Source organism: Xanthomonas sp. NCPPB 1638, assembly GCF_041475635.2.
In the GTDB taxonomy this organism is placed as follows: domain Bacteria; phylum Pseudomonadota; class Gammaproteobacteria; order Xanthomonadales; family Xanthomonadaceae; genus Xanthomonas; species Xanthomonas cucurbitae.
On the sequence record NZ_CM192984.1, the window covers coordinates 1526439 to 1551926 of the forward strand.

Annotated in this window: 20 protein-coding genes and 1 tRNA gene; 8 read left to right on the top strand and 13 right to left on the bottom strand. The window is 66.0% G+C overall.

What is annotated here, in order from left to right; all coding sequences use genetic code 11:
- Positions 1–363: 363 nt before the first annotated feature.
- Together ACCQ13_RS06620 and ACCQ13_RS06625 are read right to left on the bottom strand one after the other, a co-directional pair.
- Complete coding sequence (locus ACCQ13_RS06620) at positions 364–1503, bottom strand: homocysteine S-methyltransferase family protein (RefSeq protein ID WP_104601752.1); 1140 nt, start codon at positions 1501–1503, stop codon at positions 364–366.
- A complete protein-coding gene (locus ACCQ13_RS06625; RefSeq protein WP_167526847.1) occupies positions 1500–2495 on the bottom strand; it encodes an ArsR/SmtB family transcription factor in 996 nt (331 codons plus the stop codon). The genes ACCQ13_RS06620 and ACCQ13_RS06625 overlap by 4 nt, the downstream gene beginning before the upstream one ends.
- A gap of 153 nt (positions 2496–2648) precedes the next feature.
- Here ACCQ13_RS06625 and ACCQ13_RS06630 point away from each other — a divergent pair, with 153 nt between their 5' ends.
- Positions 2649–3767 carry an acyl-CoA dehydrogenase family protein gene (locus ACCQ13_RS06630; RefSeq protein ID WP_223214444.1) on the top strand — a complete coding sequence of 373 codons (1119 nt, stop codon included), beginning with the start codon at positions 2649–2651 and terminating at the stop codon, positions 3765–3767.
- A 161-nt stretch (positions 3768–3928) separates the two neighbouring features.
- Positions 3929–5452, top strand: coding sequence for a platelet-activating factor acetylhydrolase IB subunit (locus ACCQ13_RS06635; protein WP_159406870.1), 1524 nt, complete (start codon positions 3929–3931; stop codon positions 5450–5452).
- A 205-nt stretch (positions 5453–5657) separates the two neighbouring features.
- Here the strand turns inward: ACCQ13_RS06635 and ACCQ13_RS06640 are convergent.
- A tRNA-Leu gene (locus ACCQ13_RS06640) sits at positions 5658–5744 on the bottom strand.
- A 121-nt stretch (positions 5745–5865) separates the two neighbouring features.
- Here ACCQ13_RS06640 and rnr point away from each other — a divergent pair.
- The 3 genes from rnr (at position 5866) to ACCQ13_RS06655 (ending at position 12623) form a co-directional block, all read left to right on the top strand.
- The gene (gene rnr, locus ACCQ13_RS06645; RefSeq protein ID WP_104601749.1) at positions 5866–8382 is read left to right on the top strand and encodes a ribonuclease R; all 2517 of its coding nucleotides are present in this window, start codon (positions 5866–5868) and stop codon (positions 8380–8382) included.
- Positions 8383–8587: 205 nt separating this feature from the next.
- On the top strand, positions 8588–9337 hold the full coding sequence (gene rlmB / locus ACCQ13_RS06650) for a 23S rRNA (guanosine(2251)-2'-O)-methyltransferase RlmB (protein WP_104601748.1): 750 nt from the start codon (positions 8588–8590) through the stop codon (positions 9335–9337).
- A gap of 253 nt (positions 9338–9590) precedes the next feature.
- A complete protein-coding gene (locus tag ACCQ13_RS06655) occupies positions 9591–12623 on the top strand; it encodes a ligand-binding sensor domain-containing diguanylate cyclase (protein ID WP_159406871.1) in 3033 nt (1010 codons plus the stop codon).
- 148 nt (positions 12624–12771) lie between these two features.
- On the opposite strand, the gene rnt is transcribed toward ACCQ13_RS06655, so the two are convergent.
- From rnt to ACCQ13_RS06695, 8 genes are all read right to left on the bottom strand, one after another.
- On the bottom strand, positions 12772–13407 hold the full coding sequence (gene rnt, locus ACCQ13_RS06660; protein WP_104601746.1) for a ribonuclease T: 636 nt from the start codon (positions 13405–13407) through the stop codon (positions 12772–12774).
- Positions 13408–13700: 293 nt separating this feature from the next.
- Positions 13701–14411 carry a phosphate signaling complex protein PhoU gene (phoU, locus tag ACCQ13_RS06665; protein WP_104601745.1) on the bottom strand — a complete coding sequence of 237 codons (711 nt, stop codon included), beginning with the start codon at positions 14409–14411 and terminating at the stop codon, positions 13701–13703.
- A 115-nt stretch (positions 14412–14526) separates the two neighbouring features.
- Positions 14527–15357 carry a phosphate ABC transporter ATP-binding protein PstB gene (gene pstB, locus ACCQ13_RS06670; RefSeq protein ID WP_104601744.1) on the bottom strand — a complete coding sequence of 277 codons (831 nt, stop codon included), beginning with the start codon at positions 15355–15357 and terminating at the stop codon, positions 14527–14529.
- A 22-nt stretch (positions 15358–15379) separates the two neighbouring features.
- On the bottom strand, positions 15380–16249 hold the full coding sequence (gene pstA / locus ACCQ13_RS06675) for a phosphate ABC transporter permease PstA (protein WP_104601743.1): 870 nt from the start codon (positions 16247–16249) through the stop codon (positions 15380–15382).
- Positions 16249–17223: a phosphate ABC transporter permease subunit PstC gene (gene pstC / locus ACCQ13_RS06680; RefSeq protein ID WP_104601742.1), complete on the bottom strand. Its 975-nt coding sequence runs from the start codon at positions 17221–17223 to the stop codon at positions 16249–16251. The genes pstA and pstC overlap by 1 nt, the downstream gene beginning before the upstream one ends.
- 112 nt (positions 17224–17335) lie before the next feature.
- Positions 17336–18427, bottom strand: coding sequence for a phosphate ABC transporter substrate-binding protein PstS (gene pstS, locus ACCQ13_RS06685; protein WP_104601741.1), 1092 nt, complete (start codon positions 18425–18427; stop codon positions 17336–17338).
- Between the two features lie 186 nt (positions 18428–18613).
- Complete coding sequence (gene pstS / locus ACCQ13_RS06690) at positions 18614–19633, bottom strand: phosphate ABC transporter substrate-binding protein PstS (RefSeq protein ID WP_167526848.1); 1020 nt, start codon at positions 19631–19633, stop codon at positions 18614–18616.
- Positions 19634–19836: 203 nt separating this feature from the next.
- Positions 19837–21087, bottom strand: coding sequence for an OprO/OprP family phosphate-selective porin (locus ACCQ13_RS06695; RefSeq protein WP_104601739.1), 1251 nt, complete (start codon positions 21085–21087; stop codon positions 19837–19839).
- Positions 21088–21423: 336 nt separating this feature from the next.
- On the opposite strand from ACCQ13_RS06695, the gene ACCQ13_RS06700 reads away from it, so the two are divergent.
- From ACCQ13_RS06700 to ACCQ13_RS06710, 3 genes are all read left to right on the top strand, one after another.
- The gene (locus ACCQ13_RS06700) at positions 21424–21744 is read left to right on the top strand and encodes a hypothetical protein (RefSeq protein ID WP_104601738.1); all 321 of its coding nucleotides are present in this window, start codon (positions 21424–21426) and stop codon (positions 21742–21744) included.
- Positions 21745–21861: 117 nt separating this feature from the next.
- Complete coding sequence (locus ACCQ13_RS06705) at positions 21862–22542, top strand: carbonic anhydrase (protein ID WP_104601737.1); 681 nt, start codon at positions 21862–21864, stop codon at positions 22540–22542.
- A gap of 11 nt (positions 22543–22553) precedes the next feature.
- Positions 22554–24113 carry a SulP family inorganic anion transporter gene (locus ACCQ13_RS06710; RefSeq protein WP_104601736.1) on the top strand — a complete coding sequence of 520 codons (1560 nt, stop codon included), beginning with the start codon at positions 22554–22556 and terminating at the stop codon, positions 24111–24113.
- A 256-nt stretch (positions 24114–24369) separates the two neighbouring features.
- On the opposite strand, the gene nth is transcribed toward ACCQ13_RS06710, so the two are convergent.
- Together nth and ACCQ13_RS06720 are read right to left on the bottom strand one after the other, a co-directional pair.
- Entirely contained in the window at positions 24370–25062 is a 693-nt protein-coding gene (gene nth, locus ACCQ13_RS06715; protein WP_104601735.1) for an endonuclease III, read from the bottom strand.
- Positions 25059–25439 carry a hypothetical protein gene (locus ACCQ13_RS06720; RefSeq protein ID WP_104601814.1) on the bottom strand — a complete coding sequence of 127 codons (381 nt, stop codon included), beginning with the start codon at positions 25437–25439 and terminating at the stop codon, positions 25059–25061. Before ACCQ13_RS06720 ends, nth begins: the two co-directional genes overlap by 4 nt.
- Positions 25440–25488 lie beyond the last annotated feature (49 nt).

The following is a 25488-nucleotide window of genomic DNA, read 5'->3' on the forward strand; positions in this document are numbered from 1 at the left end:
GCTGTCCTTCTCCCGCAAGCGGGAGAAGGGTGATTGGCTGCGCACGGCGCATCTTTGTGGCGAGCCAAGCCATGCGCTGTCCTTCTCCCGCAGGCGGGAGAAGGGTGATTGGCTGCGCACGGCGGTTCTTTGTGGCGAGCCAAGCCATGCGCTGTCCTTCTCCCGCAGGCGGGAGAAGGGTGATTGGCTGCGCACGGCGGTTCTTTGTGGCGAGCCAAGCCATGCGCTGTCCTTCTCCCGCAGGCGGAAAAAGGGTGATTGGCTGCGCACGGCGCATCTTTGCGGCAAGCCAAGCCATGTGCTGTCCTTCTCCCGCAGGCGGGAGAAGGTGCCCGAAGGGCGGATGAGGGCCTGCCGTGCGCATCACGCCACCAGCTCCTGCCCACCAGGCAATTGCCGAGGCGGCAGATCGGCCACCGCCTCGGCGATGGCGCGGATGTGATCGGGCGAGGTGCCGCAGCACCCCCCGACCAGATTGAGCAAGCCGGCCTGCGCAAACTCGCGCAATGTCTCCGCCATCTCTTCAGGGGTTTCGTCGTACTCGCCAAATGCATTCGGCAGGCCGGCATTCGGATGCGCGCTCACATAGCCGTCGGCGATCTGCGCCAGCGTCTCCACATGCGGGCGCAGGTCCTTGGCGCCCAGCGCGCAGTTCAGGCCCACCGACAACGGTCGCCCGTGCGCCACGGAGGCATAGAACGCTTCGGCGGTCTGTCCGGACAGGGTGCGCCCGGACGCATCGGTGATGGTGCCGGAGATCATCACCGGCAGGCGCCCGCCGCGCGTTTCGAAGACTTCTTCGATGGCGTACAGCGCCGCCTTGGCATTGAGGGTGTCGAAGATGGTTTCCACCATCAAGGTGTCGGCGCCGCCGTCGATCAAGCCCTCGATCGCCTCGCGATAGGTCTGCCGCAGTGCATCGAAGCTGGTATTGCGATAGCCGGGGTCGTTGACGTCGGGGCTGATCGAGGCGGTGCGGCTGGTCGGGCCGAGCACGCCAATGACAAAACGCGGCTTGTGCGGGGTCAGTGCTTCGACCGCATCGCAACAGCTGCGTGCAACCTGGGCACCGGCCTTGTTCAACTCATAGACCAGGTGTTCCAGGTGATAGTCGGCCTGGCTCACCGAGGTGGCGTTGAAGGTGTTGGTCTCCAGCAGGTCGGCACCGGCATCCAGGTAGGCGCGGTGGATGCCGGCGATGATCTCCGGGCGCGTCAGCAGCAGCAGGTCGTTGTTGCCCTTCAGGTCATGCCCTTCCGGCGCATGTGCGTGATCGCACCCCGGCCCATGCACATGCGCGCTGTCGTAGCCCTCGGCAAAGCGGGTGCCGCGGTAATCCGGCTCCTGCAGATCGTGGCGCTGGATCATGGTGCCCATTGCGCCATCGATGATGAGGATGCGCTCGCGCAACGCGGCAGTGAGCTTGGCAGCACGCTCCGGATGCAGCCACGGCAGCGAGAACGGGATTGGGGATTGGGGATTGGGGATTGCAGCGGGCGTCATGATGCGATTCTCCGAGAGGCAGTGGCGCTGCTTTCAACGATTCCCGATTCCCAATTCCCAATTTCCGGCTTCACAGCAATCAATGAAATCACCTCGAAATGCGGCGGCCGCTTTTCGCGCGTTACCGTCTCCAGGCTGGACACCTCCAGCCCCGCTTTCTCGACGAACTTGCGCAATTCCTTGGCGGCAAAACCCAGGTTGACGTGGCCGTAGGCATGTACGGCGGCGCGGTGTTCGTGCTTGGCCAGGCTGCACAGCAGCAGCCGGCCGCCGGGGCGCAGCACACGCGCCGATTCGGCCACGGCCTGCGCCGGCTTGGCGGCATAGGTGAGTGCATGCATCAGCACCACCAGGTCGAAGCTGGCATCGGGGAACGGCAGCGCATGCATGTCGCCTTCGCGCACTTCTACGTTGCGCAGCTTGCGCAGGCGCTCGCTGGCGGCGGCCACCACGCGCGCACTGGTGTCGATGCAGATGTAGCGGGTCGCGTGCGGGGCCACCAGCTCGGCCAGCACGCCATCGCCGGAGGCGATGTCCAGCACGTCGCCGGTTTCCAGCAGGGGCAGCGCGGTGCGCGCCAGCGCTTCCCAGGTGCGCCCGGGCGAGTAGTGGCGCTCCATGTCGCCGGCCACCGAATCGGCCCAGTTCTGGTCGGCGGCGCGGTTGGCCAGCACGGCGGCCACGCGCTCGCCATCCTGGCGCAGCAGCGGGTCGTCGCTGCCGGTGCTCAGCGCCAGCCACAGCGCACGCTGGGCCGGGTCCAGCGACACCTCATCGAAGCGGTAGTATGCGGACACACCAGCGCGGCGGTCGCGCACCAGCCCGGCTTCCTTGAGCTTGGCCAGGTGGGTGGACACCCGCGGCTGGGCCAGGCGGGTGATGGCCGACAGCTCGGCCACGGTGAGTTCTTCCTGTTCCAGCAGGGCCAGCAGGCGGACTCGGGTGGCGTCGGCGAATACTTTCAGGCGGGCCGACCAGTCTTCCAGATCCATGAATATCTCTATATCGCGATATGGAGATATTTTCGGCCGGGCAGGGGGTGGGGTCAACTACATACGCATGCGAATGGTTGTGGCTACAATGGGCGCACAGCCAATCCCCGGGAGGGGTCGAACGTGGATTTCAGCTTTACCGAAGAACAACGGATGATCCAGGACGTGGCCCGCCGGATCGGCCAGGAAAAGATCGCCCCCAGTGCCGAGCAGTTCGATCGCAGCGGCGAGTTTCCGCTGGAGAATATCCAGCTGCTGGGCGAGAACGGCCTGATGGGCATCGAGGTGCCGGCCGAGTACGGCGGCGCCGGCATGGACCCGATCAGCTATGCACTGGCGATGATCGAGATCGCCGCCGCCGACGGCGCGCATGCCACCATCATGTCGGTCAATAACTCGCTGTTCTGCACCGGCATCCTGAAGAACGGCACCGAAGCGCAGAAGCAGCGCTACGTGCGCGCGATTGCCGAAGGCACCCACATCGGCGCTTTCGCACTGACCGAGCCGCAGTCCGGCTCCGATGCCTCGGCAATGCGCTGCCGCGCGGTCAAGCAGGGCGATGGCAGCTTCGTCGTCAACGGCAAGAAGAGCTGGATCACCTCCGGCCCGGTGGCCAAGTACATCGTGCTGTTCGCGGTGACCGAGCCGGACAAGGGCTCGCGCGGCATCACCGCGTTCATGGTCGATACCGAGCGCGCCGGCTTCCATCGCGGCAAGACCGAGCCCAAGCTGGGCATCCGCGCCTCGGCCACCTGCGAGATCGAGTTCGCCGACTATGTGGCGCAGCCGGACGAGGTGTTGGGCACCGAGGGCGAGGGCTTCAAGACCGCGATGAGCGTGCTGGATGCCGGGCGCATCGGCATTGCCTCGCAGGCGGTAGGCATCGCGCGTGCCGCCTATGAAGCCACGCTGGCCTACGTGAAGGAACGCCAGGCGTTCGGCGCGGCGATCGGTACCTTCCAGATGACCCAGGCCAAGATCGCCGACATGAAGTGCAAGCTGGATGCGGCGCTGCTGCTCACGCTGCGCGCGGCCTGGCTCAAGGGGCAGGGCAAGAAGTTCGGCACCGAGGCGGCCGTGGCCAAGCTCACCGCGTCGGAGGCGGCGATGTGGATCACCCACCAGGCGGTGCAGATCCACGGTGGCATGGGCTACTCGAAGGAAATGCCGCTGGAGCGTTACTTCCGCGACGCCAAGATCACCGAGATCTACGAAGGCACCTCCGAGATTCAACGCCTGGTGATCGCGCGCGGGGAGACCGGGTTGCGCTGAGCGGCCCATCCGGTGCGTCTCGTAGGAGCGTGCCTGCGCGCGACTTGGCGTTATCGATAACGCTTCGTCGCGCGCAGGCACGCTCCTACGAAACGCTGGCGCGCTTGTCGTTGGCCGCGTGCGCAGACCACAATCGCCGCTACCCCGTCGCTGGTGCGCGCATGTTCCGGTCGTTGCACGCTGTGTTTTTCCGTCGTTCGCCGTCTGCCATTGCGCCTGCGCTGGTGTGCTGGGGGCTGTTGCTGGCCTGTGCCTGTGCAGGTGCGCAGACGCCCACGCCTTCGATCGTGCCCACCGATCGGCTGCAGGAGCCCTGGTGGGCGCAGCGGCATGCGCAGGTGCTGGAGCAGGTGAAGCAGCACGCCAACACGCCGCTGCTGTTGATCGGCGATTCCATCACCCAGAACTACGAGAAGGCCAAGGCGCCGGACGAAGACTTCCAGTCCACCTGGCAGGCCTTCTACGGCAGCCGTCGTGCGCTGAACCTGGGTTTCAGCGGCGATGGCACCGAGAACGTGCTGTGGCGGCTGGCCAATGGCGAAGTGGACGGCCTGGCTCCCAAGGTCGCGCTGGTGCTGATCGGTACCAACAACACCGGTCATCTCGGCCAGAGCGCCGAGCAGGCCCAGCTCGGCATCGATGCGGTGGTGGCGGCCATCGAGCAGAAACTGCCACGCACCCACATCCTGCTGCTGAGCGTGCTGCCCACGGATATTTCCGCAGAGAAGTCGCGTCGCGATGCGCAGGTCAACCAGGGGCTGGCGGTGCGCTACGGCGACAACCCGCGCGTGACCTATCTGGACGTGGGCACGGTCTTCCAGCGTGCGGGCACGCTGCGGACCGAGCTGTTCTACGACACCCGCTTTCGGCCTGCCGCCGGTGCCCTGCATCCGGACACGCAGGGCCAGCGCATGCTGGCCGAGGCGATCGAACCGACCCTGGCGCGGCTGCTTGGCGAACCGCCGGTCAAGCCGGTTGCCGAGCTCGGGCGGGATGCGGCAACCGCGTTGATGCCGGTCGATTGGCTGGAGCAGGATTCCTACGACTGGTATGCGCGCCACCACGCAGCGCTGGCCGTGGCACGTACGCTCAAGCCGGAGGTGGTGATGATCGGCGACTCGATCACCCATTTCTGGGCTGGTCCGCCGCAGGCCACTCGCGTCAGCGGCGCGGCGTCCTGGCAGTGGTTGTACGGCAAGCGGCCGGTGCTGAACCTGGGCTTCGGCTGGGATCGCACCCAGAACGTGCTGTGGCGCATCCGCCAGGGCGAACTCGACGGCCTGGACCCGCGTTGGGTGGTGCTGCATATCGGCACCAACAACCTCACCGGCACTGCGCAGTCGCGCGCCAGTACGCCGGCCGAGGCGGCCCAGGGCGTGGAGGCCGTGGTCGCCGAGGTGCGCCGCCGGTTGCCCAACAGCAGGTTGATCCTGATGCAGATCATGCCGCGTGGTTTCCGTGCCGATAGCCCGCTGCGTGCGCCGATCGCCGAGACCAATCGCCTGCTGGTCGCCCGTTTCGCCAAGGACCCGTCGGTGCGGTTGCTGGATATCGGCCCGCAACTGCTGCAGGCCGACGGTTCCCTTCCCGAAGCCCTGATGCCCGACAGCACCCATCCCAGCGAAGCCGGTTACCGCATCTGGGCGCAGGCATTGCGCGTCGCCGGGATCACTGCGGTGCCGTAGGCACGATGCCGGAGGCGCTGGCCAGGCTGTCCTGGAATACTTGGGCCTTGATGCGAGATGCGCGGCGTGAATGCCGTGCCGCACAGGTGGTGACACGACTGATCCAATAGGCAGGCGCAAGATGCGCATCGATCGGTCGAGGCGCCCGGAAGATCCGGACCCCATAAACCAGAAGACCCCCGATCGCTCGGAGGTCTTTTTAAACTGGTGCCCAGAAGAGGACTCGAACCTCCACGAAGTTGCCCCCGCTAGCACCTGAAGCTAGTGCGTCTACCAATTCCGCCACCTGGGCAGGTGAGCCGCGAATTTTGCAGACTCCCGGCTGGCTTGTCAACGGGTTTCATGCATCCATGGCCGGCCGCCGGGGCCGGCCTGCCGCCCACGCCAGGACCGCAGGGGGTACCATAAGGGCAATGACGAAGAAAAACCCCCCAGATTCCGCCCGGCCCAGCCGCCGTAAATCCGCCAGCCCGGGCGATTCCTCCACCGCCGAACAACAGAAGTTACCCGGGTGGATGCCCGACTTCCTGGTCCGCGCCGCTGCCGGTGCATCGACCAGGTCCGCCAACAAGCGCGCCGCCGCCAAGGCGGCACCGGAGCCGCCTTCCGCTCCACTGCCCGCCGCTCCGCGCGCGCCGCATCCGCGCAAGAGCGGCCCGCCGGCACCGCCGCCCGAGCGTTTTGCAGAGGCCACCGCCGCGCCTGCCACCAGTTTCAAGGACCCGCATGCCGACCGCGAGGCGCTGCGCTATGCCGAGCCGATCGCCAGCCGCGAAGCCATCCTGCAGCTGCTGGAAGCCTGCGACGGCCCGCAGACCGCCGAAGAGATCGCCGAGCAGCTCGGCCTGAGCGATCGCATCGATGCGCTGGGCAAGCGCCTGGCCGCGATGGTGCGCGAAGCGCAGCTGGTGCAGAACCGTCGCGGCGGCTATGCCCCGGTGCAGCAGACCAGCCTGATTGCCGGCGTGGTGATCGCCAATCCCGAGGGCTTTGGTTTCCTCAAGCCGGACGAGGGTGGCGACGACCTGTTCCTGCCGCCATTCGAAATGCGCAAGGTGATGCACGGCGACCGTGCATTGGCCAACGTGACCGGCATCGACCGTCGCGGCCGCCGCGAAGGTGCCATCGCCCGCGTGCTCGAACGCGGCATGTCGCGCATGCTCGGGCGCTTTTTCTACGAACACGGCGTGGCCTACGTCGATCCGGACGACAAGCGCGTGCAGCGCAACGTACAGATCGCCCCGGACGGCATCGGCGAGGCGCGCGAAGGCCAGTTGGTGGTGTGCGAGCTGATCGCACCGCCGGATGCGCGCCGCCCGGCCATCGGCAAGATCATCGCCGTGCTCGGCGACAAGCTGACCCCGTCGCTGGTGGTGGAAATGGCCATCCATGGCCATGAACTGCCGCACGAGTTCCCGCAGGAAGTGCTGGACGAAGCCGCGGCCGTGCCGTTGGTGGTCGAGCCGCAGATGATTGGCGGCCGCGTGGACCTGCGGCAGATGCCGCTGGTCACCATCGATGGCGAAGACGCCAAGGATTTCGACGACGCGGTGTACTGCGAGCCGAACGCAGACGGCTTCCGTCTGGTCGTGGCGATCGCCGACGTGTCCAACTATGTGCGTCCTGGTACGCCGCTGGACGATGAGGCGCAACAGCGTGCCACCTCGGTGTATTTCCCCGGCTTCGTGGTGCCGATGCTGCCGGAAACGCTGTCCAACGGCATCTGCTCGCTGATGCCCAGGGTCGACCGCATGTGCTTTGTCTGCGACATGCAGGTGGGCCGCGACGGCGAGGTCAGCGGCTCGCGCTTCTACGAAGCGGTGATGAATTCCCACGCACGCCTGACCTACAACCAGGTCTGGAAGGCGGTGGGCGAGGACGATGCCGACACCAAGGCCTTCATCGGCCCGCTGTTGCCGCAGGTACAGCGCCTGCATCAGCTGTATCACCTGTTGTCCAAGGCGCGCACGCACCGCGGCGCGATCGAGTTCGAAACCTCCGAAGTGCGCTTTGTGCTCGACAATACCGGCGAAGTCACCCAGGCCGGCATGCTGGTGCGCAACGACGCGCACAAGCTGATCGAAGAATGCATGATCGCCGCCAACGTGGAAGCCGCACGCTACCTGCTGAGCGTGCATGTGCCCGCGCCATACCGCGTGCATGAGCGCCCGCCGGAGAGCAAGTACGAGGACCTGCTGGAGTTCCTCAAGGAATTCCAGCTCAGCCTGCCGGCCTGGAGCAAGGTGCGCCCCGCCGATTACACCAAGCTGCTGAAGAAGGTGCGTGCGCGCCCGGATGCCGCATTGCTGGAATCGGTACTGCTGCGCAGCCAGAGCCTGGCGGTGTATTCGCCGGACAACAACGGCCACTTCGGCCTGGCGTTGGAGGCGTATGCGCACTTCACCTCGCCGATCCGCCGTTATCCGGACCTGCTGGTGCACCGCGCGATCAAGCACGCGCTGACCGGCGCCAGCCCGGAGAAGTTCATCTACACGCCGCGGCAGATGGCGGCGCTGGCGCTGCAGTGTTCCGAGCGTGGGCGGCGTGCCGACGAGGCCGAGCGCGAAGTGGATGAGCGTTACCGCGCCGCCTGGATGGAGAAGCATGTCGGTGGCCAGTTCGATGGCGTCATCAGCGGCGTGACCGGCTTCGGCCTGTTCGTGGAATTGAACGAATCCAAGGTCAACGGCCTGGTGCATGTCACCCAGCTGCCGCAGGACTATTACCAGTTCGACCCGATTCGCAAGACGCTGAGCGGCGAGCGCCGTGGTCGCGAATTCCGGCTGGGCGACCCGGTGCGCGTGCTGGTCCTCAAGGCCAGCATGGAAGAGCGCAAGATCGATTTCCGGCTGGCCGAAGAGCGCGACCCCGCCGAGGCGCCGTTGCCGCCGCGGGAAAAGCCTGCCAAGCGCAAGAAGAAGTCGCACTGATCGATCTGAGGCATGACGTTGCCGGTGGCGCAGTGCTGCCGGCAACACATCCGATCAGCAGACCCACCCGACGCGCTCGCGCGCCGTGCGGGCAGGGTGTAGCGGCAGCATCCGGGTCACGATACGGCGCAGTGGCCGGCCTGGTCGTGACGTGGCAGGCCGCAGGGCCTACCATGCCCGCTTTCATCTTTTCGTATTCCGCGCAATGAGCAAGCAGAACCAGTGGATCGTCGGCGTCAACGCCGTCGCCTCGTCCGTCGAGAATGATGCCGACAACGTGCGCGAGGTGTTGATCGAGGCCGGCAGCAAGAATCCGCGGCTGACCGAGATCGAGGAACAGGCGCGCCGCAAGGGCATCGACGTGCGCCGGGTCAATACCCAGGCGCTGGACGGCGTGGGTGGGCAGGTGCGCCACCAGGGCGTGGCTGCGCGCTATGCGGCGGCGCGGCTGTGGGCGGAAAACGAGCTGGAGGGGCTGGTCGATGCGGCCGAGGGGCGTGCGCTGGTGCTGGTGCTCGATGGCGTGCAGGACCCGCACAACCTGGGCGCCTGCCTGCGTAGCGCGGCGGCGGCGGGCGTGACCGCCGTGGTGATCCCCAAGGACAAGTCGGCCACGGTGAACGCCACCGTGCGCAAGACCTCGGCCGGTGCCGCCGACCGTATCCCGGTGGTGGCGGTGACCAACCTGGCGCGTTGCCTGCGCGATCTGCAGAAGCAGGGCGTGTGGCTGTACGGCCTGGCCGGCGAGGCCGAGGCCTCGCTGTACAGCGTAGACCTGCGCGGCAATGTCGGGCTGGTGCTGGGCGGCGAGGCCGATGGCCTGCGCCGTCTCACCCGCGAGCATTGCGACGGGCTGGTCAAGATCCCGATGCCGGGCGATATCGAGAGTCTCAACGTCTCCGTGGCCACCGGGGTAACCCTGTTCGAAGCGGTGCGCCAACGCCTGGGTCAGTGAGGATCGCGCACCCGCCGGGAGGGTGGGAGCGGTAGCGCAGCGCCGCCGCTCGCGGGCACATAGGGGGGGGCTTGGCCGGTGCACTGGCTGGCCCTTATCTGCGCAGATGGTCAGCGGGCGGTTGCCGGGGCGATGATGCCCTCGGGCTGCGTAACGCTGCTGGGGCAATGCTTCCGCGACCACCGGGCGGCGCGGTTCGGCACGCGCGCTGGTTTTTGCCTACCATATCGACAGTGAACGGCGTGTCGATCTGATGAAACTTGGGGTGGGCGCCTGCGGCAGGGGCGAGAATGGGGGCGCCGACGCAGCGTGGGCACGGGCGTACGGGCGGTGGCGGCGCTGGCCAGGCGTCGGTGTGTGCATGCTGTTGACGCTGTACGCATTCGCCGTATTCGCCGCGCAGGCCGGTACGGCGCCGTTGCGTGATTACGCCATCGACAGCTGGAGCTCGCGCAACGGCTTGCCGCACAACTCGCTGCGCGACATCGCCCAGACCCCCGACGGCGCCCTGTGGTTTGCCACCTGGGAAGGCCTGGTGCGCTACAACGGGCTGGAATTCACCGTCATCGACCGCAGTACCCGGCCCGGCCTGCCCGATAACGGCGTGGGAGCGCTGTATGTGGACCGCCATGGCGCGCTGTGGCTCAGCGATGCACGCGGCAATCTGGTGCGGCATGGCGCCGATGGGCAATGGCGCCACTGGCCGCGCAGGGGGGCGTGGCCGCAGGCGCTGATCCACGCGATGACGATGGATGCGGAAGGCCGCATGTGGCTCTTGTTCGAAGGGCACGGGCTGGGTTGCCTGTGGCCGGATGGACGCTTCGACTATTTTCCGCCGCGCGATGGTGTGCCGCTGCAGAGCAGCTTCCCGCGCATGCTGTTCGACAATGACGGCCGGTTGCTGATCGGTACGCTGGACGGGTTGGTCTATCGTGAACCGGATGGGCGCATGCGCCGCGCGCCAGCGGCGTTTGGGCTGCCACCGGGTCTGGCGTGGCCGTATCGCGCCCCGGACGGCAGGCTGTGGGTGGTCGCGGACGATGGGCTGTACCAGTTGCACGATGGGCGTGCCGATCTGGTGCACCGGGTTCCAGAGCAGGGCCATTTCACCGCGATGCTGCAGGATCGCAACGGCGATCTCTGGCTGGGCAGCGAGAACCAGGGGCTGCTGCGCATCGGCAGCCACGGGGTGGAGCACCTGCCGGCCGGGCGCAGCCTGCCCGGTGGGCGTATCGTCAGCCTGCGCGAGGATGCCGAAGGCAGCATCTGGGTGGGCGCCAACGGCGGCCTGTTCCGGCTGCGCGAGACCTTGTTCAGTAGCTACAGCCAGCGCGACGGCTTGAGCGGGGACTATACGCGCGCGGTGCTCGAGGATCGCGATGGCAGCCTGTGGATCGCCGGTACCGCCGGTCTGGATCGCATGCTGCCGGATGGGCGCATCGTCCCGGTGCCGGTCGCGCTGCCATCCGGGCGCCGGCCATCGGTGCTCAGCCTGGCGCTGGACCGCAATGGCGACCTGTGGGTGGGCACCTATGCCGATGGTGTCTTTGTGTTGCGCGGCGGACGGGTGCTGCGCCAGTTCGGCGAAGCCGAGGGCATTCCGAGCGGTCACATCCGCGCCATCCTCGTGGACGATCCCGACGTGGCGTGGCTGGCCACCCAGCGCGGCGTGGTGAAGCTGGTGGATGGCAAGCGCGTGCCATTGGCAATCGCTGGCATGCCCGAGGGCGTGATTACTGCCTTGGCCAGTCTCGATGGTGCGCTGTGGATCGGCTCGGTGGATGGCGCGGCGGTGTTGCGCGAGGGCCAGCTGCGACCGCTGGATCTGCAGCGCCTCGGGGGGGCGCGCAGCGTGTTCGGGTTCCAGTCGATCGGCAAGGCCATGTGGATCTCCACCGACCGTGGCTTGTATCGCGTCCGCGGTGGCACGCTTGCGCGGGTGGGCCTGGAGCAGGGCATGCCGGTCGATACGGTGTTCCAGGTGGTGAAGGACCAGCTTGGCAATGCCTGGATCAGCAGCAATCGCGGTATGTTGCGCAGCGCATTCGGCGCGCTCGACGCGGTGGCCGATGGGCGCGGCAGGCTGGACGTCGAGCGCTACGGCGAGATCGATGGCATGGGCAATGCGCAGGCCAACGGTAGTTCCGGGCCGAGCATGATCGAGCGCGCGGATGGGTCGGTATGGGTGGTCACCGCCGGCGGAGTCAGCACGGTCGATCCGGCGCGTCTGCGGCGGTTTCGCGAACGTCGCCCGCCGCCGGCAGCGATCGAGCGCGTGCAGCAGGATGGCCAGCCGCTGGACTGGCGGCAACCGGCCGCGCTGCCCGGTGGCCACCGTCTCAGCGTGGCCTACGCGGGCATGAGCTTTCTATTGTCCGAACGCATCGAGTACCGCACGCGCCTGGATGGCCTGGACAAGGGATGGATCGAGCGCGGCCGGCAGCGCAACGTGGAATTCATCGGGCTACCGCCCGGTCATTACACGCTGCGCGTGAGCGCCCGCCATCCGGGCGGGGCGTGGAGCCGTCAGGAAGCGCGCTGGACCTTCGACGTGTTGCCGCTGTGGTGGCAGCGCCAGGATGTGCGCCTGGCGGCGCTGCTGGTTGCGCTGGTCGCACTGGCCTTGTCGTATCGGTTGCTGCTGCATCGCTACAAGACCCACAACGCCCGGCTCGCCGAACTGGTGCGCAGCCGTACCCACGACCTGCAGCTGCAGGCACAGCGCCTGCTGTACGCCAATCAGGAAAAGAGTGAACTGCTGACGCGGCTACGCATCAAGTCCGATGTGTTCGAACGCCAGGCGCACGAGGATGCGCTGACCGGGCTGCCGAACCGTCGCCATTTCGACGAGGCCTTGGCGCGCGACATCAGCCGTGCACGCCGCAACGGCCGGCCACTGGTGCTGGCGATCCTGGACATCGATCATTTCAAGCGCATCAACGATCATTATTCGCATGCCAGCGGCGACACGGTGCTGCACGAAGTGGGTGCACTGCTGACCGCCGCCGCACGCGCCACGGATCTGCCGGCGCGGCTGGGTGGCGAAGAGTTCGCCCTGCTGCTGGCCGACACCACGCTCGACGATGCCCAGGCATCGTGCCTGCGCATTCGCGCGCTGTTCCACGCGCGCCATGATTGGGGCGGCGTGGATGGGCTACGGGTGACGTTCAGTGCCGGACTGGCGCAGTTGCGCGAGGACGACACCGCATCGTCGCTGATGCAGCGCGCCGATCACGCGCTATACGAGGCCAAGAGCGCGGGGCGCGACCGGATCAGCGGGACTTAGGGGCGGGAATTGGGAATCGGGAATCGCAAAAGCGTGCAGCATGCCCGCCGCAAGGCGTAAGCGATTCTCCCGAACAGTGAAGAAGCCGATGCGGCAAGCTTTACGATTCCCCATTCCCCATTCCCCATTCCCCATTCCCCATTCCCGATTAACCAGGCCCCGGCCAGGCATTGGCGATCGTGCAGAACAGCCGTGCGGTCTGCTCGGTGTCGTAGACCGCGCTGTGCGCATCGGCGGTGTTCCAGTCCAGGCCCGCCGCCTGGGCGGCGCGCGCCAACACGGTCTGCCCATAGGCCACGCCGGCCAGGGTGACCGTATCGAATACGCTGAAGGGGTGGAACGGATTGCGCTTGTGCTCGACGCGCGCCACGGCTGCGTTGAGGAAGTTCAGATCGAAGTGCGCGTTGTGGCCAACCAGGATCGCGCGCTGGCAGCCGTATTTCTTCACCGCTGCGCGCACTGGCGCGAATACATGGTCCAACGCGTCCTTTTCCTGCTTGGCCAGGCGGAACGGATGGTCGAGCACGATGCCGGTGATTTCCAGCGACTTCGGGTCGATCTCCAGCCCTGGTGCAGGCACCAGGTGCGCGCTGGCGGTTTCGCCGGGGAAAAAGCGCCCGTCCGCATCCATCTCGATCGGCACGCAGGCGATTTCCAGCAAGGCATGCCGGTTCCAGTCGAAGCCGCCGGTTTCCACGTCCACCACCACGGGCAGATAGCCGCGGAAACGCCGCGACATGGGCAGGATGGAGCGGGCAGAGGGCGGGGCGACCGGTGCGTTCATCCGTATAGCCTAGCAGGTCGCACCGCGTGCCTGGCCTTGGCCATCTGTCGCCGTCCCGGTCCTGCCTTGCGCGCTGACGCGTGGCCGGCGGCGTGCAGGCGGCATCCGCAGGTTCCCTGGTCGACTTCTCCGGCGACTTGCCTGGCGGGAGCGGCCTGGCCGCAGAGGGCGAAAAAAAACGGCCCGACCCCAAGCTGTGGTGGGTCGGGCCGATCTAACGACACCTCGAGAGGCAGTTCAGGCAATGCGGCGACCGCAGGCCCCGCGCGTCGGGTACGCGCGCGTCGTCTGGTTCAGATCACGCCGGTGGTGCTGGTGTCGTCGCGCTTCACGCGCGGCGGCAGCGGTTGTTCGCCGTGCACCAGGAACCACACGTTCTCGGCGATGTTGGTGGCGTGGTCGCCGATGCGTTCCAGATTCTTGGCCATGAACAGCAGATGCGTGCAGGGGGTGATGTTGCGCGGGTCTTCCATCATGTAGGTGAGCAGTTCGCGGAACAGCGCGGTGTACTGCGCGTCCAGGCGTGCGTCTTCGTCGCGTACGCGGATCGCGGCGTCGGCGTCCTTGTCGCGATACGCCTGCACTGCCTCGCGTACCGCATCGGCGGCCATCTGGCCCAGCGCGCGGAGGCCCACCGTCTGCGGCAGCGGCGGCGCGGCATTGAGTGCGATCGAGCGCTTGGCCACGTTGGCCGCGTAATCCCCGATGCGTTCGATATCGGCCGGAATCCGCAGGCCGGCCAGGATCTCGCGCAGGTCGCGCGCCATCGGGCCACGCAAGGCCAGCCGCATCACGTCATGGCTGATGGCGTGTTCCAGTGCGTCGATCGCTTCGTCATTGACCACGATGCGGTGTGCGGCGTGGTCATCGCGACGCTCCACGACGTCCAGCGCCGCTTCCAGTTGCGCCACCGCCGTCTCGCCCATGCGCACGATCTCGGCGACAAGCCGGTGCTGCTCTTCGTCGTAGCTCTTGACGATATGGTCGTTGGGGTGCTGGTTCATCGTGGTCTCGATTTTCTAGGCAGTGGTGGACGTCCGTTGCCCTGCACGCGGCGAGCCGTGTGCAGGGCAACGGTGTGGCTGCTTCAATGCAGCGCAGGTGATGCGTTGGCAGACATCAACCGAAACGACCGGTGATGTAGTCCTCGGTCTGCTGCTTGGAGGGCTGGGAAAAGATGGTTTCGGTGCGGTCGTGTTCGATCAGGTCGCCCAGGTACATGAAGGCGGTGTAGTCGGACACGCGCGCGGCCTGCTGCATGTTGTGGGTCACGATCACGATGGTGTAGTCGCGCTTGAGTTCTTCCACCAATTGTTCGATACGGCTGGTGGAAATCGGGTCCAGCGCCGAGGTCGGTTCGTCCAGCAGCAGCACGTCCGGCCGCAAGGCCACCGCGCGTGCGATGCACAGGCGCTGCTGCTGGCCGCCGGACAGGCCAAGCGCGCTCTGCCCCAGCTTGTCCTTGACCTCGTCCCACAGCGCGCCCTGGCGCAGCGCCTGTTCCACCCGCTCCTGCATGTCGGCCTTGGACAGTTTTTCGTGATGGCGGATGCCGTAGGCCACGTTCTCGAAGATCGTCATCGGAAACGGCACCGGCTTCTGGAACACCATGCCCACCTTGCTGCGCAGGCGGTTCATCGAGTACTTGGGCGAGAGGATGTTTTCCCCGTCCAGCAATACCTCGCCGCGCGCCTCCATCTTCGGGTACAGCGCATAGATGCGGTTGAAGATGCGCAGCAGGGTCGACTTGCCGCAACCCGATGGCCCGATCAGCGCAGTGACGCGCTTTTCCGGAATTTCGATATTGATGCCCTTGAGCGCGTGGTACTTGTCGTAATAGAAGTCCAGCTCGCGGGCGGCCACCTTGACCTGTGCCTGCACGCTCGGCGCCCGTGCGGCAGCCGGAACGGCGATGCGATGCATCGGCTTGGCGTTTTGAAGATCGTTCATGTCCGGGGTCCGAAAGGAGAGGTCAGTCATTGGAAATCTTGTTGCGCACCAGCAACGCGCGTGCGCCCAGGCTCACCAGCAACACGAAGACGGTCAGTACCAGTGCGCCGGCCCAGGCCAGCGTCTGCCAGGATTCGTAGGGGCTGCCGGCGAACTGGTTCATGATGATCGGCACGCTGGCCATCGGCTGGAAGATGTTGCTGTTCCAGTACTGATTGCCGAAGGCGGTGAACAACAGTGGCGCGGTTTCGCCGCTGATGCGCGCCAGCGCCAGCAGCACGCCGGTGACGATGCCGGCCGAGGCGCTGCGGTAAAGCACCTGCACCGTCACCTTCCACTGCGGAATACCCAGCGACAACGCGGCCTCGCGCATCTGCGCCGGCACCAGCCGCAGCATCTCGTCGGTGGTGCGCACCACCACCGGCAGCACGATGAAGGCCAGCGACAACGCACCGGCGAACGCCGAGAAGCGCCCACCGGTCTGCATCACGTACAAGGTGTAGACGAACAGGCCCAGCACGATCGACGGCGCCGACAGCAGGATGTCGTTGACGAAGCGCACCACCTCGCCGGCCTTGCGCGCATTGCCGTATTCGGCCAGCCAGGTGCCGGCGGCCACGCCCAGCGGGGTGCCGATTGCCAACGCCAGCCCGCACATCACCGCGCTGCCGTAGAAGGCATTGAGCAGGCCACCTTCCTGCATCGGCGGCGGGGTCATCTGGGTAAACAGCTTGAGATCGATGCCAGGCAGACCCTTGGACAACAGCGTCCACAGGATCCAGGCCAGAAAGCACAGCCCGAACAGGGCGGTGATGCACGACAGCAGCAGCGCCACCGCATTGGTGATGCGGCGCCGGGTGTAGAGCGATTGCGAGACCGAAGCGGCGGACATCAGTTGCCCTCCCGGCGCGAGAGCTGCATCAGCATCAAGCGCGCGATCGCCAGCACGATGAAGGTCACGATGAACAGCACAAAACCCAGCAGCAACAGGGCCGAGCGATAGGTTTCGGTGGCCTCGCCGAAGTCATTGGCGATCAATGCGGCAATGGTGGTGCCCGGCTCCAGCAGCGATGGCGACAGCCGCACCGTGTTGCCCACCACGAAGGCCACCGCCATGGTTTCGCCCAGCGCGCGTCCCAGGCCCAGGAACACACCGCCGATCACCGCCGAGCGGGTGTAGGGCAGAACGATGTCCCAGCTCACTTCCCACTTGGTGGAACCCAGTGCGTAGGCCGATTCCTTCAGGCGCGTGGGCACGGTCAGGAATACTTCGCGCATCACCGAAGAAATGAAGGGAATCACCATGATCGCCAACACGAAGCCGGCGGTGAGCAGGCCGATGCCCAGCGGTGGGCCCTGGAACAGCGGGCCGATCAGCGGCAACGTGCCCAGATGGTCGTTGAGCCAGGGCGTCACGTGCTCGGTCATCACCGGGACCAGCACGAACAGGCCCCACATGCCGTAGATGATCGACGGAATGCCGGCCAGCAGTTCGATGGCGGTACCGACCGGCCCACGCAGCCAGCGCGGTGCCACTTCGGTGAGGAAGAACGCGATGCCGAAGCTCACCGGCACCGCGATCAGCATCGCGATCAGCGCGGTGACCAGGGTGCCGTAGATCGGCGCCAGCGCACCATATTTGTTCTCTACCGGATTCCAGTCGGCGGAATAGAAGAAGCTCAGGCCCTGCATCTGCAGCGCATGTCGCCCACCCCACAGCATCGACAGTGCTGCGCTGCCCAGTGCGAGCAGCACGAACACCACGGTGGCGGCCAATACCAGCTTGAACAGCCGATCGGCGCGCGCATCGCGCAGGTCACGGCCGCGGGGAGCGGTCATCGCTTCGGGAATGGCAGTGGCATTCATTCGATTGAACCCGTCACCCGCGCAATGGCGGGAGCGTGAGACATCAGGAACGGCGAGGCGCCCTCAAGCACCTCGCCGCCGCGCAGCCCGCCTGGCCGGCGGGCTGCAGGCATTACTTGAACTCGCTGCCCCAATAGGCCTGGATCTGCTTCACCAGTTCCGGCGGCAGCGGCACGTAATGCAGCTCGCTGGCCTGGGCCTGGCCGTTTTCCAGTGCCCACTTGAAGAAGTCCAGGGTCGCCTTGCTGCGCGCAGCGTCCTTGGCCTGCTTGTGCATCAGCATGAAGTTGGTGGCGGTGATCGGCCAGGCCTTCTCGCCCGGTGCATTGGTAATCACCAGGTTGAAGTCACGGGCGTTGGCCCAGTCGGCGCTGGCGGCTGCGGCGGCGAAGCTGTCGGCGTTCGGCTCGACCCACTGGCCAGCCGCGTTCTGCAGCGAGGTGTAGGGCATCTTGTTCTGCAGTGCGTAGGCCAGTTCGACATAGCCGATCGAGCCCTTGATCTGTTGCACGTACGACGCCACGCCTTCGTTGCCCTTGCCGCCCACGCCGCCTGGCCACTGTACGGAGGTGCCTTCGCCAACCTTGCTCTTCCACTCCGGGCTGACCTTGGACAGGTAGTTGGAGAAGTTGAAGGTGGTGCCCGAACCATCCGAGCGGTGCACCAGATTGATCTTGGTCGCCGGCAGGGTCATGCCCGGGTTGGCCGCCACGATCGCCGCGTCGTTCCACATCGTGACCTTGCCCAGGAAGATGTCGCCCAGCAGCGCGCCGGTCAGGCGCAGCTTGCCCGGTGCCATGCCTTCGATGTTCACCACCGGCACCACGCCGCCAATCGCCGACGGGAACTGACCCAGGCCGGCCTGCGCCAATTCGGCGCTATCCAGCGGCTTGTCGGTCGAGCCGAAATCCACCGTGCCGGCCTTGATCTGCGCAATGCCGCCACCGGAACCGATCGACTGGTAGTTCACCTTGTTGCCGGTGGCGGCGTTGTAGTCGGCCGACCACTTGGACACCAATGGATAGATGAAGGAGGCCCCCGCGCCGGAGATCTCGGCACTCTTGCTGTCGCTGGCCGCAACGCCTGCACCGGGCGCACCCTTGGCGGCATCGCCGGACTGCGCGTCCTTGCCGGGCGAGCATGCCGCCAGGGCGAGTGCGATGGTGAGGGACAGGGCGGTCAGGCTGGCCGACTGCAATTTCATGGAAGCTCCGAGGCTGGATGGGCCGGGTATCCGGCAGACCACGCTATGAAATGATGTTTTTGTTACATGTGCATGACAGCGACTGGCGCGATAGGCATCACAAAAAAGACGCGGCCCCGTGAGGCCGCGTCCCGGTCCCGACGCCGGGGAGAGAGACGGCGTCGATCCTGCACGTTGTGCGGTGCCTTACTTGGGAAGGTTCTTGGCCCAGTAGGCTTCGATCTGCGTCACCAGACTGTCTGGCAGTGGCACGTAGTCCAGCTGCTTGGCCTGCGCATCGCCCTTGGTATAGACCCAGCGGAAGAAGTCCAGCGTGTTCTTGAGGCCGGCCGGGTTCTTGGGCTTCTTCTGCACGAGGATGAAATTGGTGGCAGTGATCGGCCAGGCATTGTCGCCGGCGGCATTGGTCATCACCAGGTAAAAGTCCTTGGTGGTGCCCCAGTCGGCGCTGTTGGCGGCCGCGGCGAAGGTCTCGTCGGACGGCTGCACGAACTTGCCGGCCGCGTTCTTCATCGCGGTGTAGGCCATCTTGTTCTGCAGCGCGTAGGACAGCTCCACGTAGCCGATGCCGCCCTTGATCTGCTTCACATAGGCGGCGACGCCTTCGTTGCCCTTGCCGCCGATGCCGGTCGGCCACTGCACGGCAGTGCCTTCGCCGACCTTGCTCTTCCAGTCCGGATTGACCTTGGACAGGTAGTTGGTGAAGTTGAAGCTGGTGCCCGAACCATCGGAGCGATGCACCACGGTGATCTTGCCGTCGGGGAGCTTCACGCCCGGGTTGAGCGCGGCAATGGCCGCATCGTTCCAGGTGCTGACCTTGCCCAGGAAGATGTCGCCCAGGGTCTTGCCATCGAGCTTGAGCGTGCCGGCGGCGATGCCGGGCACGTTGACCACCGGCACCACGCCGCCGATCACCGACGGGAACTGCGCCAGCCCGGCGGCAGCCAGTTCTTCCGGCTTGAGCGGGGCATCGGAGGAGCCGAAGTCCACGCTGGCGGCCTTGATCTGGGCAATGCCGCCACCCGAACCGATGGACTGGTAATTCACCTGCTTCTTGGTGGCGGTGTTGTAGTCGGCCGACCACTTGGACATCACCGGATAGATGAACGACGCACCGGCGCCGGTGACATCGGCGGCCTGGGCGCACAGTGCCAGCGAGGCGGCGAGTACGCCGATGGCCAGGCGGGTCTTGAGGGAATGGATCACGGAACAGCTCCTTGTAGCGAAGGGATGCGACGCTTCCGCAGTGGCGCCATTGCAGGGCAGTGGCATGACCGTGCGGTGTCGCAGAAATGACGGCAGGGTGACAGCGTGGTGCCGAGGCGTTCTCCAGCACTGCCGGGCGCCGCTGCGGTCGCCATACCGCGCCCGGGCAGATGCGCCACGGCGGCCGCAGCAGCGACGCGCGCTTACCAGTAGAACTGCGCGCGTGCCTCGACGATCGACGGGTTGTCGTCCACCAGGCCACGCGTGGCGCTGTTGTAGCGGGTGCTCTCGACCTTGGCGTAGTTCAGCGCGAACTTGAAGTTGGAGCGCCAGTACCAGTTGGCGCCAACCGTCCACACGTCCATCTTGCCGCCCAGCACGCCGTCGACGAACGGCGTGTTGCCGTTGGACACCAGGTGACCGTCGTTGAGGTCCAGGGAGTCGTAGCGCAGTGCCAGCTGCCACATGCCCGAGGCCGGCGCATTGGGGAGCGGGTTGGTCGGCACGCCGGCCTTGTAGCCCCAGGTTTCGCCGGTCAGGTTCCACACGCCGCTGACGTACCAGCCATTGCTCTTGTAGTCCTGCGCGTTGTTGCCGATGCGCTTGGCGTTCTCAAGGAAGTACTCGCTCTGCAGCTTGAACGGGCCGCCGATCCACATCGCCTCGGCACCGGCCACGCCCACGCGGTCCACATTGGTGAGTGCGCCGCTGTCGATCAGGCGGATGGTGGTGAGGTCTGCGTCCGGCCGCGCGCGCAGGCGCAGGGTGTCGTCGTCGGTGTCGAAGTTCAGGTAGCTCAGGCCGATATGCAGGACGTTGCCGGTCTCGTTGATCGGCGCCCAGGTGCCGCGTGCGCCGTAGCCGTTGCCGTGGGCCTGGTTGCGGGTCAGCTCGCGGCTGAAGGCACTGGCGGTGACGCTCCAGTTGTTGTCGCCCATGCCCGATTCCACGCCCAGCCGGCGCGAAATGCCGTAGGTGTTGGTCACCGCCGCCTTGGAGATGAAATCGTTGTACCTGGTACTGGACAGCTCTTCCAGGCTGTTGGGCTGCTTGAACTGGCCGATCTGCACGAAGTTGTTCGCATTGCCGCCGAACTTGTACTTGATGTTGTTGTCCAGGAAGCGCCCGGTGCTGCGGATGGTGGTGCCGCGGATGGTGACTTCCTTCAGGACGCTGGGGTCGTAGCCGGCCACCCATTCAACGTTGCCCGGGCCCTTGCCCTTGAGCACCAGCTCCGCACGGCGGATGCTGAATTCGGAGTTGTCGCCATTGGCGCCGATCGGGCCGTTGAGGTCCTGCACGTCGTTGTGAAACCAGTTGCCGTCGGCCTGGACCAGGCCTTCCAGCGAGATCTCCGAGCCGGCGATGGCATCGATGGCGATCTCGGCGTGCGCCGTGGGCGCAGCAAGCGCGAAGAACAATGCGGAGTAGAGCAGGGTGGAAGCGGGTTTCATGACATGCGACCTGGCGGGAAATTGGGCGCAGGCTATGGTGTGAAAGTTGCGTTAATGTGACAAATCAGTGGAGCCGTCACATTTATTTTTTTCCAATAAAGACAAGGTTTTACACGCGTTTCAACTGTGTCATCGTATGTCATGTAACTGAATGTGACTGTGCCACGACAGCCCGCTGCACGCCTGCCAAAGTCACTGTGGCCAGGCTCGTCCGGCGAGCAGGCTCAACCTGAGACATCGCACCCTGAACGCCGATGCCAGCTTGTGCAACGCACCACTTGCGTATACCTGTTCTAAATTGTTAATTTCGGACACATGTATCCCCGATTCCTCCATTTGCTACTGGTTTGTCTGCTCGCGCTCGGTGCGTGGTCGGCGGCCAGTGCGCACGGCCGCGCTGAAGGCGCGTTGCTGGGCGACGGCGTGGCGGTGACGGCCGATGCAGGCGAGCAGCGCGACAGCGCCGACCTTCTGCAGGACGACGGGGAAACACAGAGCCAGGTCGATACCCACCCCGCAGACGATATTCCATTGCCCTCCCAGGCATGGCTGATGCTGGCGCGGTACTCACCCTCCTGGCACGCGCACCACGCGCCTGCACATCAAAAACGCGACCTGATCCCACAGCTGCGTCCTCCAAACGCGTTGCTTGGCTGATCCCGGCTGTCGCTGTACCCGGTGCGCCACGCGCCGGCTCTTTCGTTTGACTTGATTGTCTTTTTCAATCCGCGGCTTGCGCCGGGGATTGCTATCCGTTGCCTAGAGGAATCTCCCATGGAAAGTCTGCTTGAAGGGTTTCGTCATTTCCGCAAGGAAGTGTATCCGCGCCAGAGCGCGCGTTTTCAGGAGCTGGCCGGCGGCCAGAGCCCGCATACGCTGTTCATCACCTGCGCCGACTCGCGCGTCATGCCGGAGCTGATTTTTTCCGCGCAGCCCGGTGAACTGTTCGTCTACCGCAACATCGGCAATGTGGTGCCGCCGTATTCACAGCACGTCAGCGGCGTGGTTGCCGCCATCGAGTACGCCATCGCGGTATTGGGCGTGCGTCACATCGTGATCTGCGGCCACACCGACTGCGGCGCCATGAAGGCCGTGCTCAAGCCGGAATCGCTGGAGGACGTGCCGTCCGTGGCGGCGTGGCTCAAGCACACCGATGCGGCGCGGCACGTCACCGCCCACCACGGGCACGATCCGCACAGCCAGGATGCGCTGAGCTGCATGACCGAGGAAAACGTGGTCTCGCAGCTGGACCATTTGCGTACGCAGCCGGTGGTTGCCGCACGCCTGGCTGCCGGCACCTTGCGCATCCACGGCTGGATCTACGACATCGCGCACGGCGACATCCGCGCGTTCGATGCCGAGAAGGGCGGCTTCCGTCCGTTGCTGGCCGACAGCACGCCTGAAGCCACCCCGCGTCCGCGACTGCAGCAAGTCGTTCGCGCCGAACTCGCCTGACGGAGCCGATCATGAGCACATCAGGTATCGGCGGATATTTCCGCCAGGGACTGTTCGGGCGCGATTTGCTGGCGTCGGTCGTGGTCTTCCTGGTCGCGTTGCCCTTGTGCATGGGCATCGCGATCGCCTCCGGCATGCCGCCGGCCGCCGGCTTGATTACCGGCATCATCGGTGGTCTGGTCGTCGGCTTTCTGGCGGGCTCTCCTCTGCAGGTGAGCGGGCCGGCCGCCGGCCTGGCTGTGTTGGTGTTCGAACTGGTCCGTGAGCATGGCGCCGCGGCGCTGGGGCCGGTGATCCTGGTCGCCGGTGCGATCCAGCTGATTGCCGGTCTGTGCCGTGCAGGGGTGTGGTTCCGGATGACCTCGCCGGCCGTGGTGGCCGGCATGTTGTCGGGTATCGGCATCCTGATCGTGGCCTCGCAGGCGCATGTGCTGATGGATGCGGCACCCAAGGCGCGTGGTCTGGAAAACTTCGCGGCGCTGCCTGCGGTGCTGTGGCAGGCCATCAGCGAAGGTACCGGGCGCACCGCGCTGTTCGTGGGGTTGGCGACGATCGGCATCATCCTGGCGTGGGAGAAGCTGCGTCCGCAGCGTCTGCGCTTCCTGCCCGGTGCGTTGATCGCGGTGGTTGCGGTGACCGCCACGGCGCAGCTGCAGGGTCTGAACGTCAATCGTGTCGACGTGCCGAGCAACCTGTTCTCCGCGATCAGCATCCCGAGCGTCTCCGACATCTTCGGGGTGTTCAATCACACCCTGCTGGTGTCGGCGGTGACCTTTGCCTTCATCGCCAGCGCCGAGACCCTGCTCTCGGCGGCAGCGGTGGACCGCATGCACCAGGGCGCTCGCACGCAGTACGACCGCGAGCTGGCGGCGCAGGGCGTGGGCAATATGCTGTGCGGTTTCCTGGGTGCGTTGCCGATGACCGGCGTGATCGTGCGTAGTGCCGCCAACGTGCAGGCCGGTGCCGCCACACGCACCTCGACCATCCTGCACGGCAGCTGGCTGCTGGTGTTCGCGATGCTGCTGCCGTGGCTGTTGCGGATGACCCCGGTGGCGTGTCTGGCCGGCATCTTGGTCTACACGGGCGTGAAGATGATCAAGATCGGGCAGGTCAAGGAGCTGGCGACCTACGGCCGCGGAACGGCGGCGATCTACCTGGCCACCACCTTCGCGATCGTGGCGACCGACCTGCTGACCGGCGTGTTGATCGGCTTTGGTCTGTCGCTGTTCCGCCTGGCGCTGCATTCTTCGCGTCTGAAGGTTGAAGTGCGCGAGCACGCCGACAAGAAGGACGAAATGCATCTGACCCTGCAGGGTTCGGCCACCTTCCTGAAGGTGCCGGCGATGGCGCGGACGCTGGAAAGCGTGCCGCCGAACACCGCACTGCATCTGGATGTGGCCAAGTTGCACCACGTGGACCACGCCTGCATCGAGTTGTTGCGCGACTGGAGCCGGAATGCAGCCTCGCGTGGATGCGAGCTGGTGGTGGACTGGAACGAGCTGGATCGCCGCGTCGAAGGCACGGCCAAGACCGCAGGCGCGGTGGTGGACGCGCCGCGCAAGGCGGCCTGACGCTGTTGTTGTAGCCCCGGCGTACGCGCCGGGGTCCAGTGTGTCGCGACCGGATGATGCATGGCGCCGTAAGACGCATCATCCGGTCGCGATTTTTTTTGGGCCGGGAATCGGGAATCGGGAATCGGGAATCGGGAATCGGGAATCGCAAAAGCATGCGGCCGTGCGTTTGCTGGATGTGGATCGGGGGTCTCTATTGCTCCGTCTTCTTGCTGCGGGCTTGTTCTGACGCCGTAGCTGCATCACGCCTCGGTTTTTATGTCTGCCGCTCTGGGGCCGGCGGGGTCTTGTCGCGATAGCAGCACAGGTCGTGGATCACACAGCCCGGGCAATCGGGCTTGCGCGCCTTGCAGACATAGCGGCCGTGCAGGATCAGCCAATGGTGGGCGTCGTGCAGGAATTCTGCGGGGATGACCTTGACCAGCTGGTCTTCCACCACGCGCACGTCCTTGCCAGGCGCAAGGCCGGTACGGTTGGCGACTCGGAAGATATGCGTATCCACCGCCATGGTGGGTTCGCCGAAGGCGGTGTTGAGCACCACGTTGGCGGTCTTGCGGCCGACCCCGGGCAATGCCTCCAGCGCTGCACGATCGTGCGGCACCTCGCCGTCGTAGTGCTCCAGCAGGATGCGGCAGGTGGCGATGGCGTTCTTGGCCTTGGCGTTGAACAGCCCGATGGTGGAGATGTAGCGCTTCAGGCCTTCTTCGCCCAGATCCAGGATGTCGCGTGGGGTATTGGCGACCGGATACAGCTTGCGCGTGGCCTTGTTGACGCCAACATCGGTGGCCTGCGCCGAGAGCAACACGGCGATCAACAATTCGAACGGCGTGGTGTATTCCAGCTCGGTGGTGGGGTGCGGATTGAGCTCGCGCAGCCGCACGAACATTTCCTGGATCTCGGGCTTGCGCATGCGGCGGCGTGCCGGAGCGAGCGGGCGCGCGGCGCTCATGACCGGGTCCCGCCGGCTGCCCTGGCCTTGGCGCGCGCCAGGATCGCCGCCGCCAACGGCGGCAGCGCAGGGGCGGCCGGCTGGCTGGCAAGCGGCGGCGGTGCGCGGCGGGCGTCGCGTTCTGCGGCACGCCGCTGCAGGCGCACGGCGCGCGCGCGGTAGCGCTCACGCGCCGCCCAGGCATCGCGCAGGCGTTGCTGCGCCGCCAGCACGGCCGCCACCCTCTGCATGGCCGCCGGATCGCAGGCGTCGTCCGGCGGCTCGGGCCGGTACTCCATCAAGCCGAGCGCCAGGGCGCGATCGAGGTCATCGGCCTGCACGCAGTCGAACAACTGCAGGCACAGCGGATGCGGTGAGGGGGTGGGGTCGGGCAGCATGGCGGCGCTCACTGGGGGCGGAACTGCGCAAGACGCTTTGCGATCTGGT